The following is a 16,352-nucleotide window of genomic DNA, read 5'->3' as shown; positions in this document are numbered from 1 at the left end:
CTCCGGCGGATTGACGGACATGTTCGGCTACTTCTACGACACCGAGGGGTTTCCCGCTCGGTGGAACTGCGGCACGGCCTGGGCGGAAGAACCGTGGCTCGGTTGGACGCACGTCGTCGCCGACCTGATGACCGCGGCGGCCTACACGGCGATCCCGCTGCTGCTGATTGTGGTGCTGCGCCGCGTCCGCCACGTCCCCGCGCCCCACGTGGTGACCTTGTTCGCGGTGTTCATCCTCGCGTGCGGCACGGTCCACCTGATCGACGCGATCATCTTCTGGTGGCCGATCTACCGGCTGTCGGCGGTCGCCAAGGTGACTACGGCTGCCGCGTCGGTGATGACGGTCATCGCGGCGTCGATGCACTGGCCCAAGCTGCTGCTCTACCGCAGCCCCGAAGAGCTGCAGGCCGAAGTAGAGCTACGCACCCGGCAGCTCGAGGAGACCAACCAGAGGCTCGGCCTCGCCCTCGAAGCGGGCGCGATGGGCACCTGGGACTGGGACCTCGACACGGGCAACGTCTGGTTCGACGAGACGCAGCAGGGCCTGATCGGATTGGCGGGGCACGAGGATCCGGTCACCGGCGAGCCGGTCGTCAAGGCATCGGATTTCTTTGAGCTTGTGGCCGCGGACCACCGCGGCCCGCTGAGCGAGGCGATCGACGCGGCGATCCACAGGGGCGAGCCCTACAACCACGAGTTCTTGGTCACGACGCCGCAGGGGACCGACAGGTGGCTGTCGGGGCGGGGCCGTGTCGTCTACGAAGACGGCCGGCCACGACGGGTCGTCGGCGTGAACTTCGACATCACTCGGCAGAAGCGGTCGCAGGAGGAACTGGCCAAGGCGCGTCGGGAGGCCGAGGCCGCCAGCCTCGCGAAGAGCCGCTTCCTGGCGAACACCAGCCACGAGATCCGCACGCCCCTCACCGCGATCCTCGGCTGCGCCGAGGTGCTCGCACGCGACCCGAAGGACAGCGACACAGCCGCCACCGCGGACCTCATCCAGCGCCAGGGCCGGCTGCTGCAGCGCCTGCTCAGCGACGTGCTCGACCTTTCGAAGATCGAAGCCGGGCGCCTGACGGTCCACCGCAAGGGCGTGTGCGACGTGCCGGCGTTGCTCGAGGACGTCCGCTCGCTGATGCAGCCGCTCGCCACCGAGAAGGGACTCGACTTCCGAATCGACCCGAACCGCGCCCCCCTGCCCTACCTGCAGACGGACCCGATCCGGTTGCGCCAGGTCCTCGTCAACCTGCTCTCCAACGCGATCAAATACACCGAAGCGGGATCGGTCGAGATGATGGTCGCCACGCGGCGCGACGGCGAGCCGAGCGTCGTGTTCACCGTGTCGGACACCGGCATCGGGATCGCGCCCGAACAGCAGCAGGCCGTCTTCGAGGCGTTCCACCAAGTCCAGGCCGGCCCCGCTGCCGACGAGTTGGCCCACAGCCTCAACGAGGGGGTCGGGTTGGGGCTGGCGATCTCGGCGAAGCTCGCTCGGTTGCTCGGCGGAGAGATCGCGGTCGACAGCCAACCGGGGAGGGGATCGGCGTTCCGCTTGCGATTGCCGTTAGTGGTTCCCTCACGGGAGAAAATCGAATCGGCCAATCGCCGCCTCCAAGAAGCGACGGGGCCGTCCCCCGCGGCGAGCGGCGAGGCGGTCCGCCGCGGCAAGCTGCTGGTCGCCGAAGACACGGCGAGCATCCAGCACCTGCTGAAGCGGATCCTCGCCCGCCACGCCGAGGAACTGTGCTTCGTGCAGGACGGGGCGTCGGCGTTGAGCCAGATCTCGGCCGCCAAGGAAGCAGGACGGCCTTTCGACGTGCTGCTGCTCGACATGAACATGCCGGTCATGTCGGGCTACGAAGCGGCCCGCCGGCTGCGAGACGCCGGCGAGACCCTCCCGATCATCGCCCTGACCGCCAGCGCGATGGTCGGAGACCGCGAGCGGTGCCTCGAGGCGGGCTGCACCGAGTACGTGGCGAAACCCATCGACTGGGGGCTGCTCGAGTCGGCCGTGCAGGCTAGCCTCGCGTCGAGGGCGCCGCTCTAGGCGAGCAGCTGCTCGACGACCCGGGCGGGCTTCACGCCGGTCAGTTTTTGATCGAGGCCCTGGAACGGGAAGGTCATCCGCTCGTGGTCGACTCCCAGCAGCCTCAGCATCGTCGCGTGGAAGTCGCGTAGCGGGACCGGGTCGCGCACGACGTCGTAACCCATCGCGTCGGTCTCGCCGTGGGTGTAGCCGCCCCGCACGCCGCCGCCGGCCATCAAGACGGTGAACGCGTTCGGGTTGTGGTCGCGGCCGTAGTAGGGGCTCGTCACGCCGCCGCGGTTCTCTTGCATCGGGGTGCGGCCGAACTCTCCGCCCCACACGACGAGCGTGTCTTCCAAGAGTCCCCGCTCGCGGAGGTCCTCGACGAGGGCGGCGGTGGGCCGGTCGACTTGGCGGCACTTGGCGCGGAAACCGTCGTCGAGCGCCTCGCTCGCGTTGGAGCCGTGGCTGTCCCAGCCCCAGTCGAAGAGCTGAACGAACCGAACGCCGCGCTCGACGAGCCGCCGCGCCAGCAAGCAGTTGTTGGCGAACGACTCGCCGCCCGGCTGCGCGCCGTAACGCCCGAGGACCTCGGCCGGCTCGCGCGAGATGTCCATCGCGTCGGGCGCGGCGGCTTGCATGCGGAACGCGAGCTCGTACTGCTCGGTTCGGGTGAGCGTCTCCGGGTCGCCGAACTCCTCGTAGGTCTGCTCGTTCAACGCGTCGAGCGTGTCGATCAGCGCGCGGCGGTCGGCGCGGGTCACGCCGTCGGGGTTGGCGATGTTGAGGACCGGGTCGCCCTCCCCGCGGCACTGCACACCTTGGTAGACCGAAGGGAGGAAGCCCGAGCTCCACAACGCCTTGCCGACCCGCGGTTGCCGCCCGCCGGAGAGCAGCACGATGAAGCCCGGCAGGTCGGCGTTGTCGGTCCCGAGTCCCCAGGTCACCCAAGAGCCGATCGCGGGGTAGCCCATCCGCGGCTGGCCCGCGTGGACCATCAGCTGGGCCGGGCCGTGGTTGAATTGGTCGGTCTGCAGCGTCTTGACGACACAGAAGTCGTCCGCGCACCGAGCCATGTGCGGCAGCCGGTCGCTGAACCACGCGCCCGACTCGCCGTGCTGCTTGAACGGGTAGATCGGTCCGAGCATCCGCGGTCGGCCTTGGAGGAACGCGAACCGCTTCCCTTCGAGGAAAGACTCCGGGCAGAGCTCGCCGTCGACGCGTTTCAGCTCGGGTTTGAAGTCGAACAATTCGAGCTGGCTCGGCGCGCCGACCATGTGCAGGTAGATGACGCGTTTGGCGCGCGCCGGGGGGGCGAGGAAGCCGGCCGGCGCGCCGGACGCCGCCGCGGGCCGCTGACTCTGCATCGCGAACCACATCGCCCCTAGCCCGGTCGCGCAGTCCTTAAGGAAGTGACGCCGAGTCGCGTGCCGCAGCCGCCGACTGGCGAATTCGTGTTGCAGGTTGTCGCGGCCCATGTCGCGTCGCCTCGGTTGCTACTTCGTCAGGAACTCGTCGCGGCTCAACAGCGCGGTCGCCACGTCGCGGAGGGCGTCGTCGCCCGAGGAGCGCTGCGCCAACCGAGCGAGCACCTCGACCTCGGCGTCGGTCGGCTCTCGGCAAGCGGTAAGCTCAACGCCGTACCGGATCTGATCGGCCAACGCGCCGCCGTGGGACCGCATCCGGTCCGCGAGCGCCGCCGCGCACTCGACCATCGCCTCGCTGTTGAGCGTCTCTAGCGCTTGCAGCGGCGTGTTGGAGCGCAAACGCCGCGGCGTGCAGAACTCTCGCGACGGCGCGTCGAAAGCCTGGAACATTGGGTACGGGATGGACCGCTTAGTGTACGTGTAGATCGACCGCCGGTATCGCTGCGCATCGCCCGGCGCCGTGTCGGCCCACTTGTCCGCGCGAAAGAACGGCTTCCAAACGCCCTCGGGTATCGGCGGACGGACCGGCGGCCCGTAGAGCGTGCGGTCGAGCAGCCCGGCGGCCGCGAGCGCCTGATCCCGGGCGGTCTCCGCGGGCAGCCGGTGGCGCGGGCCACGGGCCAGGAGCCGGTTCTCGGGGTCGCGCCGATAAGCGTCGGGCGACGCCTTGCTCGTTTGGCGGTAGGTGCTCGACAGCACGATCTCCCGCAGGATCGATTTGACGCTCCAATCGAAATCGCCGGAGAATCGCGTGGCGAGGTGGTCGAGCAGTTCCGGGTGCGACGGGCGCTCGCCCGAGGAGCCGAAGTCTTCTTCCGTGCGGACCAGCCCCACGCCGAACAACCGCGCCCAGAGCCGATTCACGGCGACCCGCGCCGTGAGGGGGTTGGCGTCGTCGACGATCCACTCGGCCATGTCCAGCCGGCTGGGCAGCCCCTCGGACGCCATCTCGTGCAGCGCGGCGGGCGTGCCGGGCCGAACCAGCTCGCCCTTGTCGAGGAACAAGCCCCGCTCGAACACGCGCTGCGTGCGCCGCAACCGATCGGGCCGCTCGGCCATGACGGGCGTTTCTACCGTTGGGATCGACGCTAGCTCCGACTGGAGCGCCGCGAGGCGGTCCCGCAACACCCGGAGGCCGTCGTCGGACGCCAAACGGGTCAGCCGCGGCGAGTCGGAGACCTCGATTGCGCCGCGTCGGGTCACCAGCGGGAAGGTGCCCAGCGCCGACTGGCGGTGGTTGATCGTGATCCGCAAACGCGCGTCGGGTCCGAGCTCGATCGGCTCCCGGAGCAACAGCGTGGCCACGCGCGGCCCGTAAACGCGGCTGTAAGCGGCGAAGCCCTCCACGGAGTCGCTGTTGAGGCTCTCCTGCGGATCGAGGAAGGGGTGGGGCTCGTCCCCCACCAAGCGAGCGATCGGCACGCTCTCGGGCGCGGCGCCGGGGCGGACGACTTCCAACTCGACGTGCGACCAGACGAACCCCCATTCGGAATCGTCGGCGGCCTTCTCCGGGTCGAGCGGCATAGCGATCACCCGAACCGCGGCCACCCGTTCAAGGCCCTCGGGCGGATTGGCTTCGACCGTCTCGACGGTGCGCCGCGGGACGACGCCCAACGTGCGGAACTCCTCGCGCCCGTCGCGGCGCTCGACAACGAGCTTCGCGTCGTTGTTGGTCCACGGCCGCAGGGCGTGTGCCGGGCGCCACAGAGAATCCTCAGCCACGACAGAGAATTGTCGGCGCCAGAGCTGTTCGCGTAGCGTGTGGATTTCCTGGAGAAGCTCGCTGACTCGCTGGTGATCCGCTCGGTCGGTAGGGGCGGGGATGGTCGGGTACTCTTCGGTCGCGTCGGTGTCCGTGGTGTTGTTGAGCAACGCGGCGAACTGGTAGTACTCTTCGTGGCGGATCGGGTCGTAGGGATGGCTGTGGCACTGGGCGCAGCCGAACGTCACGCCCTGCCAGACCTGCCAGGTGGTGTTGACCCGGTCGAGCACCGCGGCCACGCGGAACTCCTCGTCGTCGGTTCCGCCCTCGTCGTTGGTCTGTGTCAGGCGGTGCGCGGTGGTCGCGACGAGGTCGTCGACGCTCGGCGCCGGCAGCAGGTCGCCGGCGAGCTGCTTGGTCGTGAACTCGTCGTAGGGGAGGTCGTCGTTTAGCGCTGCGATCACCCAGTCGCGGTACTTCCACGCGTTGCGCGGCGCGTCGTTTCCTAGGCCGCGTGAGTCGGCGTACCGCACCTGGTCCAGCCACACGCTCGCCCAACGCTCGCCGAAGTGATCCGAGCCGAGCAAACGGTCGACCGCCGCCGCGTAGGCCGCCTCGCCACGTCGAGCCACGTCCTCGAGAAACGCCCGCCGCTCGTCGGGCGTGGGCGGCAGGCCGACGAGGTCGAGGCTCACCCGCCGCAGCCAACGGCTCGGGTCCGCGTCGGGCGAGGGTTCGAGGCCTTGTTCTTCGAGCCGCCGCAGAACGAACCGGTCGAGCTCCTTTCGCGGCCACGCGCTACGCGACGCTTCCGGCGGGGCGGGCGCCGTCGGCCGCTCGAAGGCCCAGTGCTCTCGCCAAACGGCGCCTTGCGCAATCCAGCCGCGTAGCAAGCCGACTTCTTCGTCGCTGAGCGCCGGCCCGTGCTCCGGCGGCGGCATACGCAAGTCGGGGTCGGTTTCGGTCACGCGGTCCAGCAGCGGGGAGGCCGCCGGGTCGCCGGGTTCGACGATCCACCCGTCAGGCGGGAGGACTTGGTCTCGGTAAACGAACGACACGCCGGCGGCTTGCTTAACGCCGCCGTGGCACGCGAGGCAATGGGCGACGAAGATCGGCCGGATGTCGCGGTCGAAATCGACGCGCGGCTCCTCTGCGCGAGCCGAGAGGACAGCAAGCGCCGCCGCTGCAACGGATAGCGATAAGCGTCGACGCATGGCGGTCGAGAAGAGGAGGGGCGTTCCTGCTGTAGCGGCCCGCCGTGCAGGAGTTCCGCGGGCCGGCGACTCCTCCACTCTACGCGCCAGAGCCTACCGGATCACGCCCCGTGTCTCGTTGCGAGGCTCCGTCGCAGCCCCACTGAATCGCCCGCGGGCGGCAATAGGGGCTATTTCGCAAGCGTCACGAGCGGGCGACGAACGAAAGGCTCGTCCGGCTCCCCCCCAACCGAGCCCAACTGGTGCGGCCTCAGGCCGCGCGGCTCATCAGGCCGCTGTCGAACCGTGGCACGATGACGTCGAGTTCGGCTAGAACGTCGCCGTCGCTGCGGTCAACCGCTAGACTCAAGCGGTTGATGCTGTTCAGCACCGTGACGAGGGGCTCGGGCTGTGCGTCGGCCGCCAGGATCTTCTCGTGCGCGGTCGGCTTGTGCCGCTCGCTCTCGTGGTAGAGCTCTTCGTAGAGCTTTTCGCCGGGACGCAAGCCCGTGATGCGGATCTCGATGTCTTCTCCTTCGACGAGGCCCGACAGGCGGATCATGTCGCGGGCGAGGTCGAGGATCCGCACCGGCTCGCCCATGTCGAGCACGAAAACCTCGCCGCCCCGCCCCATCGCCCCGGCCTGGATGACCAACTGGGCCGCTTCGGGGATCATCATGAAGTAGCGGTTGATCTCGGGGTGGGTCACGGTCACGGGTCCGCCGGCGAGGATCTGCTGACGGAAGATCGGGATGACGCTGCCGGCCGAGTCGAGCACGTTCCCGAATCGGACGGTCACGTATCGGCAGGCCGAACCGACCGACTTCGCCTGCACATACCGCTCCGCCAACTGTTTGCACGCGCCCATCACGCTCGTCGGCCGGACGGCCTTGTCGGTCGAGACCATGACGAAGCTCTCGGCGCCGTGGCGCTCGGCCGCGTCGGCCACGTTCGCCGTGGCGGCGACGATGTTCTTGACGGCCTCGCCCGGGTGCCGCTCCATGAGGGGCACGTGCTTGTAAGCGGCGGCGTGGAAGACCACGTCCGGTTGGTGCTCGGCGAACACGGCGTCGATCCGCGCCGGGTCGGTCGTGTCGCCCAGCACCACCTCGACCGAGTCGCCGCCGACGCGCTGGAGCTCCTGCTCCAAGAAGAACTGGGCGGTCTCGGCCCGGTCCAGCGCGACCAAGCGGGCCGGCCCGTGTTTGAGCAGTTGCCGACAGATCTCCGAACCGATCGAGCCGCTGCTGCCGGTGACCAGGACCGTCTTGCCGGCGATCTGGTGGGCGATCGCGGCGCCATCGATCCGCACCGGGTCGCGCCGCAGCAGGTCTTCGATCGACACGTCGCGCGGCCCAACCGAGACCGTTCCCCCCAACAGTTGGGCGTGGGTCGGGAGCACGCGGACCGGCACGCCGATCGGTTCGGCGTCGGCCATCACGCGACGCACCACGCGGCCCGGCAGCGACCCGGTGACCAGCACCTCCTCCACGCCGAGCGACGCGGCCAGCCACGGGATCTCCTCCGGCGCGCCCACGACGCTCACACCGCCGATCCGCTGGCCGCGGTGCGACGGATCGGGATCGACGAAGCCCACCGCGCGGTACGCGTGCCGGCGGTCGAGCGAGAGCGACCGCAGCAGCGCCTCGCCCTCGTCGTTGGCGCCGACGATCAGCACGCGTCGCCCCTGCTCGCGACGCAGCCGCCGCCGCCAATCCCGCACCGCGCGGGGCGCCGCTCGGAGGAGGCCGAACGCCAGCAACGTGGTCCCCCAATCGATCAACAGCACGCCACGCGGCGCGTTGACGCCGGGCAGCAGGACCGCGTCGGCGAACGTGAGCCCCAGGGTGCTCCAGGTGGTCGCCGCGGCGATCGCGAGCAAGTCGTGGAACCCGATCGGGCGGCTCAACCCCCGGTCCAGCCGCCGCCACGAGAAGACCACCAGCTTGATCGCGACCGCGCAGGCCGCCAGCGCCCACATCGCCTCGCGGTGAACAGCCGCCGGCGGCCCGCCGAACCGAAGCAGGTAAGCGCCCAAGAAGGCGCCCGCCGCAACCGTGGCGAAGGCGATGAGGACGGCGGCGCGTCGGAGGACACGGCTCATTTGATCATGCCTTGGTGAGAAGACGTCCGGCACGGTACGACCTGCGCTGGGGCGTTCGGGTCGCGCCCCGACTGTTCCGATGAACCGTACAGCGGCCGGCTACCACCCCGCCCTCGATCCGCAACCACCCGGCGACGGGCGGAGTCCGTGAGCCATTCTCGCAGGTGTGCAAGGTCCGGACGCCTGGCAAGACACCACCTGGTGTGGGCATCGGCTTCGTCGTGACGGCCAAGCTCCCTCAGGCAAACGGCGAGCTCGTGACGCGAAGAGAAGACGTGCGGGGCCAACGCCACGGCCTTTTCGGCCGCCTCCGTAGCCTCTTCGTATCGCCCGATAGATCGCAAGGCTCGGCCGGCGTGACGCCATCGATAGGCGAGGCGAGCGGGCGGTTCCTTGCCCCCTTTCTCGGCACGCTCAGCCTCCCCGTACGCGTATTTCGCCAGGGCCACCATGTCGTCCTGGTTCCCCCGCCGGCTGTATTGCTGCAAAGCGATCTCCAGCGCTTCGAAGTCTGGCTGGAGCGCTCCGATAAACGCGGAGGCGGGCGTCGTTTGCGACACCCACAATACCAATCGCGTGACGTGGCCTCCGCGGACGTTCAAGCAACGCTGCCACAGGTCAAACTGCCGCCGGATGTCGCCGTGCAAAGCAAACAACCGCCCCGATTCGAAGAGAACCCCGCCATCGTGCGGGCAAAGGCGACACGCTTGCTCGATCAGCGGTCTCGGATCGTCCAAGCTCGGGTCAAGAAACGACAGCGACGCGAGGCAGAGCCACGCCTCCGCGTCGAAGGGGCACAACCGAAGGGCAATCCGAGCGTGGCGCCGCGCCTCCCTTAGATCGGTGGCGTGCGGCCCCAGAGCCCGGTCGAGCCAGGCCCCCCGTTCGTCCACGGTCGCGAATCCTCCGTTGCGAGCGGCGTCGGCAATGACGTCGAGCGTCATGCCGGTCGACCGCGTGTCGGATTCCAACTCGAACCTATTGATTAGCCGGTAGGCGTAAAGCCGGTGGGCCTTTGAATTCTTGGGGTCGAGTTCGATGGTTCGACGGAGCAAGTTCGTGATTCGATGGCTGGCCTGGCCAATCGTGTCGGCGAGGATCGGATCGGCGTGCTGCGGATCCTCCGTCACGAGCCTTTGGATCATCGCTCGCTCTCCGGAGGAAGCGCGGAGATAGTCGGCCCACGCACGGCTCGACGCGACGCTGGGCCAAGTCAGGATAAGCGCGAACGACGACAACGCAGCGAGCCCGCCGGCGTGTAGCAGGGCCTTCCGCCGGACCCCCAAAAATTCTCGGACTGCCGCGGCTTCACGAAGCGAATCGAGGCGCACCGCTCCGATCAGCAGGACGAGCGTGGGCGCCACCAAACCGGGACGGTACCAAACAAAGTCGACGACGGAGTGGGTGGCGCTCGCGATCAGCCCGAACAAGATCGCCAGTCGAAGCCCCAATTCATCTTGATCGTTGCACCGAGCCAAACCGCCGATCACGGCCGAACCCACGCCAGCGATTGCCAGGGCGAGAACGAGTAAGCCCAGCAGGCCGGTTTCCGACGCGATCTGCAAGTAGCCCGACTCGGCGTGTGTGAATTCGGCCGCGAACGGCGCCTCGATAAAGGCGGGATAGATATGGCGATGGCTCCCAACCCCAAAGCCGAAAATCGGACTGGCGCAGAAGGCCTCGATGTTGGCTTGCCAGATCGCTCGACGCGCGTGCTTCTGGTCGAGCGCGTCGATGTCGAGCTGGACGAGAGCGCCCATCCGCGAAGAAACCGCCTCCGTACCCATTATCGAGACGCCGGCCAACGTCAACGCGAGCACCGCGGCGATGGCGATGGCCTGCCGCAACGTGAATCGTCCCGCCCGAGTTAACACGATCGCGACGATCAGAGTTGAGATGGCCAACGCCGCTCCGGCGCCGCGTGAGCGACTCGCTAGGATCGCCGTCACGACCATCGCCGGGCACACCAGCCAACCCACTCGCCCGAGAACGGCTCTGCCGGCAACCTTCCGGCAGCGACCGCTGTCGGCATGCCGTAGCCGAGCGAAGACCAGCCAGACCGTCGGCCCTAGTCCCAGCAGCGCGAAGTGAGCGAAGTGGTTCTTGTTTGTGAACGTGCCCTGTAGGTCGCGGAAGTCGGTATACGGGTGGTCGATTAAGCCACACAAACCTCCACGCCTCGCCCCGTACTGAGCCAACGCAAGAAGCACCATTCCAATCGTTGAGACAGCGATCGCCGTGATCGCTCGGCGGAGGTCATCGACAGATCGCAGGCGTTCGATCAGCGCAAACACGAGCAGAGCGTGCCCCACCATTACCGCCAAGCCCAGCAGCGTGTCCCGGGGCGATACGGAAAGGGTCCGCCATTCGGCGAGGCCGAGCGTCCCCTCCCACGCGGGGAGCATTTCTTGGAAGTCGACCGCCGTGACAGCCGCCGGAGAGAGCGGCAGGGGGATCACTTGCAGGACGGGGATCGCCGTCGCGGACAGCAGCACGACGCCGATCCAGCGCGGAGTCGAGAGGGTGCGGCCCCGGAGGGTTGCGGCCGAGGCCATCCCCAACGCCGCGAGCGCCGCGCCGAGCAGGTAAACGAAGCGGCCGCCCGGGTGGGCGCCGCCAAGAACAAAGGGGCACAGCAAGACGGCGGTTGCGAGGCCCGCTTCGCCGATCCGCTCGGCGAGAGCATCGGGACGCGTCGCGCGCATCTGGCGTCTCACCGAGTTTCGTTGGGTGGCGAGCAACTCGTCGGTTCCCATTGCGCACCGCGGCTAGGCCGCCGGACGGAGCTGGACGGCATCGTCGGATGAGCGATCTGATTGCGAATCGTCGTGGCCGTAGCCGTACCCGTAGCCATAGCCGTAACCTTTGCCCGCGGTGTCCGAGACCCGGTTCGCTACGACACCGATTAGCGAGATTCCGTTTTCCGCGAAGCTGTCGACTGCCCTCGAGACGAGCCTCCGGTGGTTCTTCTCCGGCGTGACGACAAGCACGACGCCGTCGACCAACCGGCCCACGATCTGCGCGTCGCTTACCGCGAGCACCGGCGGACAGTCGATCAATACCTGCTCGTACCGACCATCCGCCCAGGCCAGCAACTCCCCGAAGTTCGCCCTGAGCAGCAACTCGGCCGGGTCCGGGCGTCGGGGGCCCGCTGGGATAACGTCCAGGTTCTGGAGCGACGTTCGGTGGACGCACTTTTCTGCTACGGCGGCCAGGTCCGACTGGCACGACAACACGTCGGTCAACCCCGGCCTCCCCTTCAATCCCAGCAACGCGGTGAGACCCGGTTTGCGGAGGTCGGAGTCGATAACCAGCGTCCGCTTGCCCGACTGCGCGTAGGACACCGCGAGATTCGCGGAGATCGTGGTCTTGCCGTCCCCCGGCTCGGAGCTCGACACGACAAAGCGGTCCGCGCCGTCGGCGCCCAGTGCGATCGAAGTCCTCAGCGTGCGGAACGCTTCCGAATCGGCGGCATGGCTGTTCACGCACATGTGGACGGTCTCCAAGCCGTCTCCCGCCAGCTTGGGCAACCGCTTGACCACAGCCAACACACGGCAGCCAAGCTGAGCGGTCATCTCTTCGGGCGAACCGAAACGGTCGTCGGCCAGGTCCTGCACGTAGGCCAGCCCGATTCCGATCGCCAGCCCGCCGAGCAGCGAGGCCGCCAGAACCATCCGCAGCTGGGGCGAGCACGGCTCGTCTTGCGGCAGCGGTTCTTCGACAATCGTCGCGCGAATCGGGGCTTGGACCTGGTGGATGTCGACCGCCGCAATCTTGTTGAACAGGACGTCATGCAGTTTTTCCAGCCGATCCACCTCGCGCTCGAGCATATCGACCCGTACCAAGTCGCCGCTCTGTTGCGAGGCCTCGCGCCGCGCATCCTCGAAGGTCAGTTGCAGCCGGCGCTCTTGCTCCGCCGATTGGTCGATGGCCTGATTGAGCATGTTGACAAGGACGGCGCCGAGCTCCGGCGATGGCAGTTGTTCCGGTCGCCCCACCCCGCCCCGCCCGTACCCCGCGAGGGATTGTTCTGTCTCTTCGAGCCGTTCCCGTAGCGACCTGACGGTCGGGTGGTTCGGTCCGTAGAAGGGGCGCACGCGACTCAACTCGCCCTTCAAATCGGCCGCCCGCTGCTGCTGATCGGCGATGACCAGCATGTCGCTCTCGCTGAGCCCCATAGCGGACAGCATCATCCGTTCGCCGACCGTGTCTTGGATCGCGCCCACATACTGCCGCAGGTCGAGTCCCTTGCGGATTGCCGCCTCGACACTCGCCAAGGAGGCTTGCAGCGACACACGCCGCTGGCGGGTATCGACCCACGCCCGGTTGACCTGGATCGCGCGGTCGATCACCGGATCGACGACCCCGTTCTCCTTCGGCAGCTCCAAGTGGCCGACTCGCTCGCGCTCGGAGCGTAGCAGTTGCTGCTTACTCGCGAGTTCCCTTTCCAGTTCGTCGCGTTCGACCGTGAGGACCTCGAGCACCTCGGACGCGGTGCCGCGGTGGGTGTCGTCGACGAAGCTCAGGTAGGCGTTGATGACCGCCTGCACGACGGCGGAAGCCGCTTCGGGGTCGAGCGACTCGTACGAAACGCCGATGAGGTTGGTCTTCCGTGTGTTGGTCGCGCTCAGGCGCTCGCCGAGGACCTCCACCCAGTCTTCCGGCGCCTCGTCGATGAGGTCCACACGGTGCTCCGGCAACAACTGATCGATCGCCCGCCTGATCACGACCGGGCTACGCACCAGCTCCTTGTGAGTTGTCATCAGCTCGTCGCGGTCGGCTTGATCGGCGATGCCGGCGACGTTGCTCCCTCGCTGCTCAACGACCATCAGCTTGGCCTGAGAGCGGTAGTACCGTTGAGCAAAGGCGTAGTACGAAACGCCGATGGCGAGGCATGCGGCCAGGCACCAGAAGACGGTCATCTGCCGGTGCTCCGCGACGCGCATGAGCCGGACGGCGCCCCTGTACGCGTCGCCCGACCCGATCGATTCTGGGTCGTACGTGTGGGAATCCGGGGTTGGCTGGCTGCTCATGACGTGTGATCGCTGCGGCGGAATCGAATCAGAAGAGAGTGAGGTCGCCACCGACACCCATCGTGATTCGGAAGAGGCTGTTGAACGTCTCGGCGACGGTGGTCGCGACGGTCGACTCGACGCTGATCAGATCGCCGGACTGCAACCGGAGGTTCTCGCTCCCATTGCGTTTTGCTTCCGCGATGCTTACCTGCACAACCAACGGCGACTCCACGTCGGCGACCTGCCGTATGACGATCACCTTGTCGGCGACACTCGTGGTCGTGCCGCCGGCCATCGCGATCGCGTCCAGCACCCGCAGGTCGTGGTCTTCAGGTAGCTCGAACTGGTCCGGCTCGGCCACCAGTCCCGAGACGTGAACCACCCGCTTCTCTCGGGGCCGAACGATCACCACGTCACGGTCGCCGAGGGGGTGCAACGCTCCGGGACGGGTCGCCGGGTCGGACAGGTCGATCCGCTCGGCGGGTTGGCCGACCCCTGACCCCGGCCCGTGAAACGCCACCTGCCGCACGGCTTTGTCGCCGTCAACGGCCGCGAACGACGGCGAAACCGCTCGATCGTGCCGCAGCACCTCGACCACGGCCCCGGCGTCCTCGGTGAAGCCGCCGGCAGCCGCAATCGCCGTGAGCAAGTCGCAAGTCGATCGCGGAACCTGCTTCGTCCCCGGCTCGTTCACCGCGCCGAGCACCGTGACGCTGTGCGACGCTCGCTCCTCGAACCGAACGTTCACTTGAGGACGAACGTAGACCGCGCGCTCGACGCCCGCCGATGCGATCCGACGTGAGGCTTCCTCTGGTTCCACGCCCGCAACCGCCACCCGACCGACGATTGGAACATCGACGTCGCCTTGGGCGTCGACCCGCAACAGCATCGGCTCATCCGGCTCCTCTTCGAGGCCCGTCAGCACTTGGACGGCCAGGACGTCGGCGGGTGCTATTGCCGCGGCGGCGCCGCCTTGACCGGCCAACCCAGTGAGCCTCACCTGCTGGCGGCCGGCTCCGGGGACCGCGCGCCACTGATCGGGCAAGTCTCGGCCTCGCGTCAGGCCCGAGCTGCACCCAACGCCCTCCAGTGCGATCAGCAACACTAGCAGCAGTCGCGTCATCAAACCGTTGACGGGATAGGGGGGAGACCGGGTTGCGATAGCGACGCACCGCTGCTCGAGTTAGCCGTTACCGGATCAACGTGTAGAGCACAAGCCGGACTGGGCGGGTTCGGGCGGGCCTCGACCCGTGAGTGAGGGAGTCGGGCGCGATCTTCGTACTCCGGTGGCGCCCGCGCGTCGGGCCCGGTGGGCGGAAGCCGGGCTGGGCCCCCTCGCGAGGTCAGGCGGCGACCACTCTTCCGCTCCGTTGTGCGACACCCCTCGTTGCGTTGCGGGTATCAATCGTTAGCGACGCACATTCGACGATAAAGTCGTAGTCGTACGGCGAGTGATCCGTCACGATCAGAGCACAGTCGAGCCCTCGGAGGTACTCTTCCGAGAGCGGCTGGCTCTCCATGGCTGGGAGGTCGTAGTGACGCATCTTCGGCAACGACGGAACGAACGGGTCGTTGTACGACACCTCGGCGCCCAGGCGGAGCAGGCGTTCGATCAGCCGGAACGCAGGGCTCTCGCGCGGGTCGTCGACGTCGCGCTTGTACGCCACGCCGAGCACGCCGACGCGGCTGCCACGGATCGGCTTTCCGCGCGCGTTGAGCGCCTCCCCGACCCGCTTCACCACGTACTCCGGCATCGACGAGTTGACCTCGCCGGCCAACTCGATAAAGCGCGTGGAGAGGCCGTGCTTCCGGGCCACCCAGCTGAGGTAGAACGGATCGATCGGTATGCAGTGCCCCCCCAGCCCGGGGCCCGGGTAAAAAGCATTGAAGCCGAACGGCTTCGACTTCGCCGCTTCGATGACCTCCCAAACGTCAATCCCCATTTGGTCGTAGAGAACCTTCAGCTCATTCACGAGCGCGATGTTGACGGCGCGGTAGGTGTTTTCAAGGATCTTGCACGCCTCGGCGACCTCGCAAGAGGAAACCGGCACCACGTCGGCCATCACGTCGGTGTAGCAGGCGACCGCGGCCTTCTGGCTGGACTCGTTGACGGCCCCGACGACCTTGGGGATGTTTGACGCGGTGAACGCCGGGTTGCCCGGGTCTTCCCGCTCGGGGCTGTAAGCGAGGAAGAAGTCTTTGCCCGGCGCCAATCCGCTACGCGACAGGATCGGCAGCACAACGTCGCGGGTAGTCGTCGGGTAGGTCGTGCTCTCGAGAACGACGAGTTGCCCGGGCCGCAACACCTTCGCGACGGCTTCGGCTGTCGACACAACATAGCTGAGGTCCGGCTCCCGCGTCTCGGTGAGCGGCGTCGGCACGCAGATCAACACGACGTCAGCCTCCGTCAGCCGCCGGAAGTCCGCGGTGGCGTGAAGCCGGCCACCCTCAACAACCTCGCGCACCCACTCCGAAGGGATGTGCCGGATGTAGCTCTCGCCACGGGCGATCCGCTCGGTCTTGACCGTATCGACATCGAAGCCGAGCACCCCGTAACCCGCCTCGATAAACGCCCGCGCCAACGGCAAACCGACATAGCCCAGACCGATCACGCCGATAGTGGCGGACCGGCCTGCTAGCTTTCCCAGCAGCGTGTCGAGCACACCCGAGTCGGTCGCCCCCGACCCCAGGTGTGACGCGATTACCGCTCGCGGGACACTGAAGGTCGATGTCTCTAGCATCTTGTGTCGCCCGTTCGATTGGGTTGCTGGAGGGTGGTCCGGGTGCGCCGACCTAAGGGCGGCTGCGAGGGACGGCGGACAGTAGCCACGGCGCGGGGTGATGTCGACACCATTTCGCCCTTCGTTTCGGCCGCGAAATTGCTC

At 67.7% G+C, this 16,352-nt stretch carries 8 protein-coding genes; 1 reads left to right on the top strand and 7 read right to left on the bottom strand.

The features are described from left to right. The first annotated feature begins 19 nt into the window (after positions 1–19). A complete protein-coding gene (locus RIC11_RS02360; protein WP_350208225.1) occupies positions 20–2,047 on the top strand; it encodes a hybrid sensor histidine kinase/response regulator in 2,028 nt (675 codons plus the stop codon). Here the strand turns inward: RIC11_RS02360 and RIC11_RS02355 are convergent. The 7 genes from RIC11_RS02355 to RIC11_RS02325 all read right to left on the bottom strand — a co-directional run bounded on the left by RIC11_RS02355 (position 2,044) and on the right by RIC11_RS02325 (position 16,208). Continuing rightward, positions 2,044–3,504: a DUF1501 domain-containing protein gene (locus tag RIC11_RS02355; protein WP_350208224.1), complete on the bottom strand. Its 1,461-nt coding sequence runs from the start codon at positions 3,502–3,504 to the stop codon at positions 2,044–2,046. The genes RIC11_RS02360 and RIC11_RS02355 overlap by 4 nt on opposite strands. 18 nt (positions 3,505–3,522) lie before the next feature. Then, complete coding sequence (locus RIC11_RS02350; RefSeq protein ID WP_350208223.1) at positions 3,523–6,369, bottom strand: DUF1553 domain-containing protein; 2,847 nt, start codon at positions 6,367–6,369, stop codon at positions 3,523–3,525. A gap of 250 nt (positions 6,370–6,619) precedes the next feature. Beyond that, positions 6,620–8,452: a polysaccharide biosynthesis protein gene (locus RIC11_RS02345; RefSeq protein WP_350208222.1), complete on the bottom strand. Its 1,833-nt coding sequence runs from the start codon at positions 8,450–8,452 to the stop codon at positions 6,620–6,622. Then, complete coding sequence (locus tag RIC11_RS02340) at positions 8,449–11,208, bottom strand: O-antigen ligase family protein (protein ID WP_350208221.1); 2,760 nt, start codon at positions 11,206–11,208, stop codon at positions 8,449–8,451. The genes RIC11_RS02345 and RIC11_RS02340 overlap by 4 nt, the downstream gene beginning before the upstream one ends. Positions 11,209–11,220: 12 nt before the next feature. After that, complete coding sequence (locus RIC11_RS02335; RefSeq protein WP_350208220.1) at positions 11,221–13,485, bottom strand: GumC family protein; 2,265 nt, start codon at positions 13,483–13,485, stop codon at positions 11,221–11,223. 28 nt (positions 13,486–13,513) lie between these two features. Then, the gene (locus tag RIC11_RS02330; RefSeq protein ID WP_350208219.1) at positions 13,514–14,590 is read right to left on the bottom strand and encodes an SLBB domain-containing protein; all 1,077 of its coding nucleotides are present in this window, start codon (positions 14,588–14,590) and stop codon (positions 13,514–13,516) included. Between the two features lie 220 nt (positions 14,591–14,810). Further along, positions 14,811–16,208, bottom strand: coding sequence for a nucleotide sugar dehydrogenase (locus tag RIC11_RS02325; RefSeq protein ID WP_350208218.1), 1,398 nt, complete (start codon positions 16,206–16,208; stop codon positions 14,811–14,813). Positions 16,209–16,352 lie beyond the last annotated feature (144 nt).

The sequence above is a fragment of the Botrimarina sp. genome (assembly GCF_040219535.1).
Taxonomy (GTDB): domain Bacteria; phylum Planctomycetota; class Planctomycetia; order Pirellulales; family Lacipirellulaceae; genus Botrimarina.
Note: the sequence above shows the minus strand (reverse complement) of the source record. Positions and strands in the feature narration are given on the sequence as shown.

Coding starts and splice junctions, on each gene's coding strand:
- RIC11_RS02360 (WP_350208225.1), top strand. CDS start 20: ATGTTCGGCTACTTCTACGACACCGAGGGGTTTCCCGCTCGGTGGAAC.
- RIC11_RS02355 (WP_350208224.1), bottom strand. CDS start 3,504: ATGGGCCGCGACAACCTGCAACACGAATTCGCCAGTCGGCGGCTGCGG.
- RIC11_RS02350 (WP_350208223.1), bottom strand. CDS start 6,369: ATGCGTCGACGCTTATCGCTATCCGTTGCAGCGGCGGCGCTTGCTGTC.
- RIC11_RS02345 (WP_350208222.1), bottom strand. CDS start 8,452: ATGAGCCGTGTCCTCCGACGCGCCGCCGTCCTCATCGCCTTCGCCACG.
- RIC11_RS02340 (WP_350208221.1), bottom strand. CDS start 11,208: ATGGGAACCGACGAGTTGCTCGCCACCCAACGAAACTCGGTGAGACGC.
- RIC11_RS02335 (WP_350208220.1), bottom strand. CDS start 13,485: ATGAGCAGCCAGCCAACCCCGGATTCCCACACGTACGACCCAGAATCG.
- RIC11_RS02330 (WP_350208219.1), bottom strand. CDS start 14,590: ATGACGCGACTGCTGCTAGTGTTGCTGATCGCACTGGAGGGCGTTGGG.
- RIC11_RS02325 (WP_350208218.1), bottom strand. CDS start 16,208: ATGCTAGAGACATCGACCTTCAGTGTCCCGCGAGCGGTAATCGCGTCA.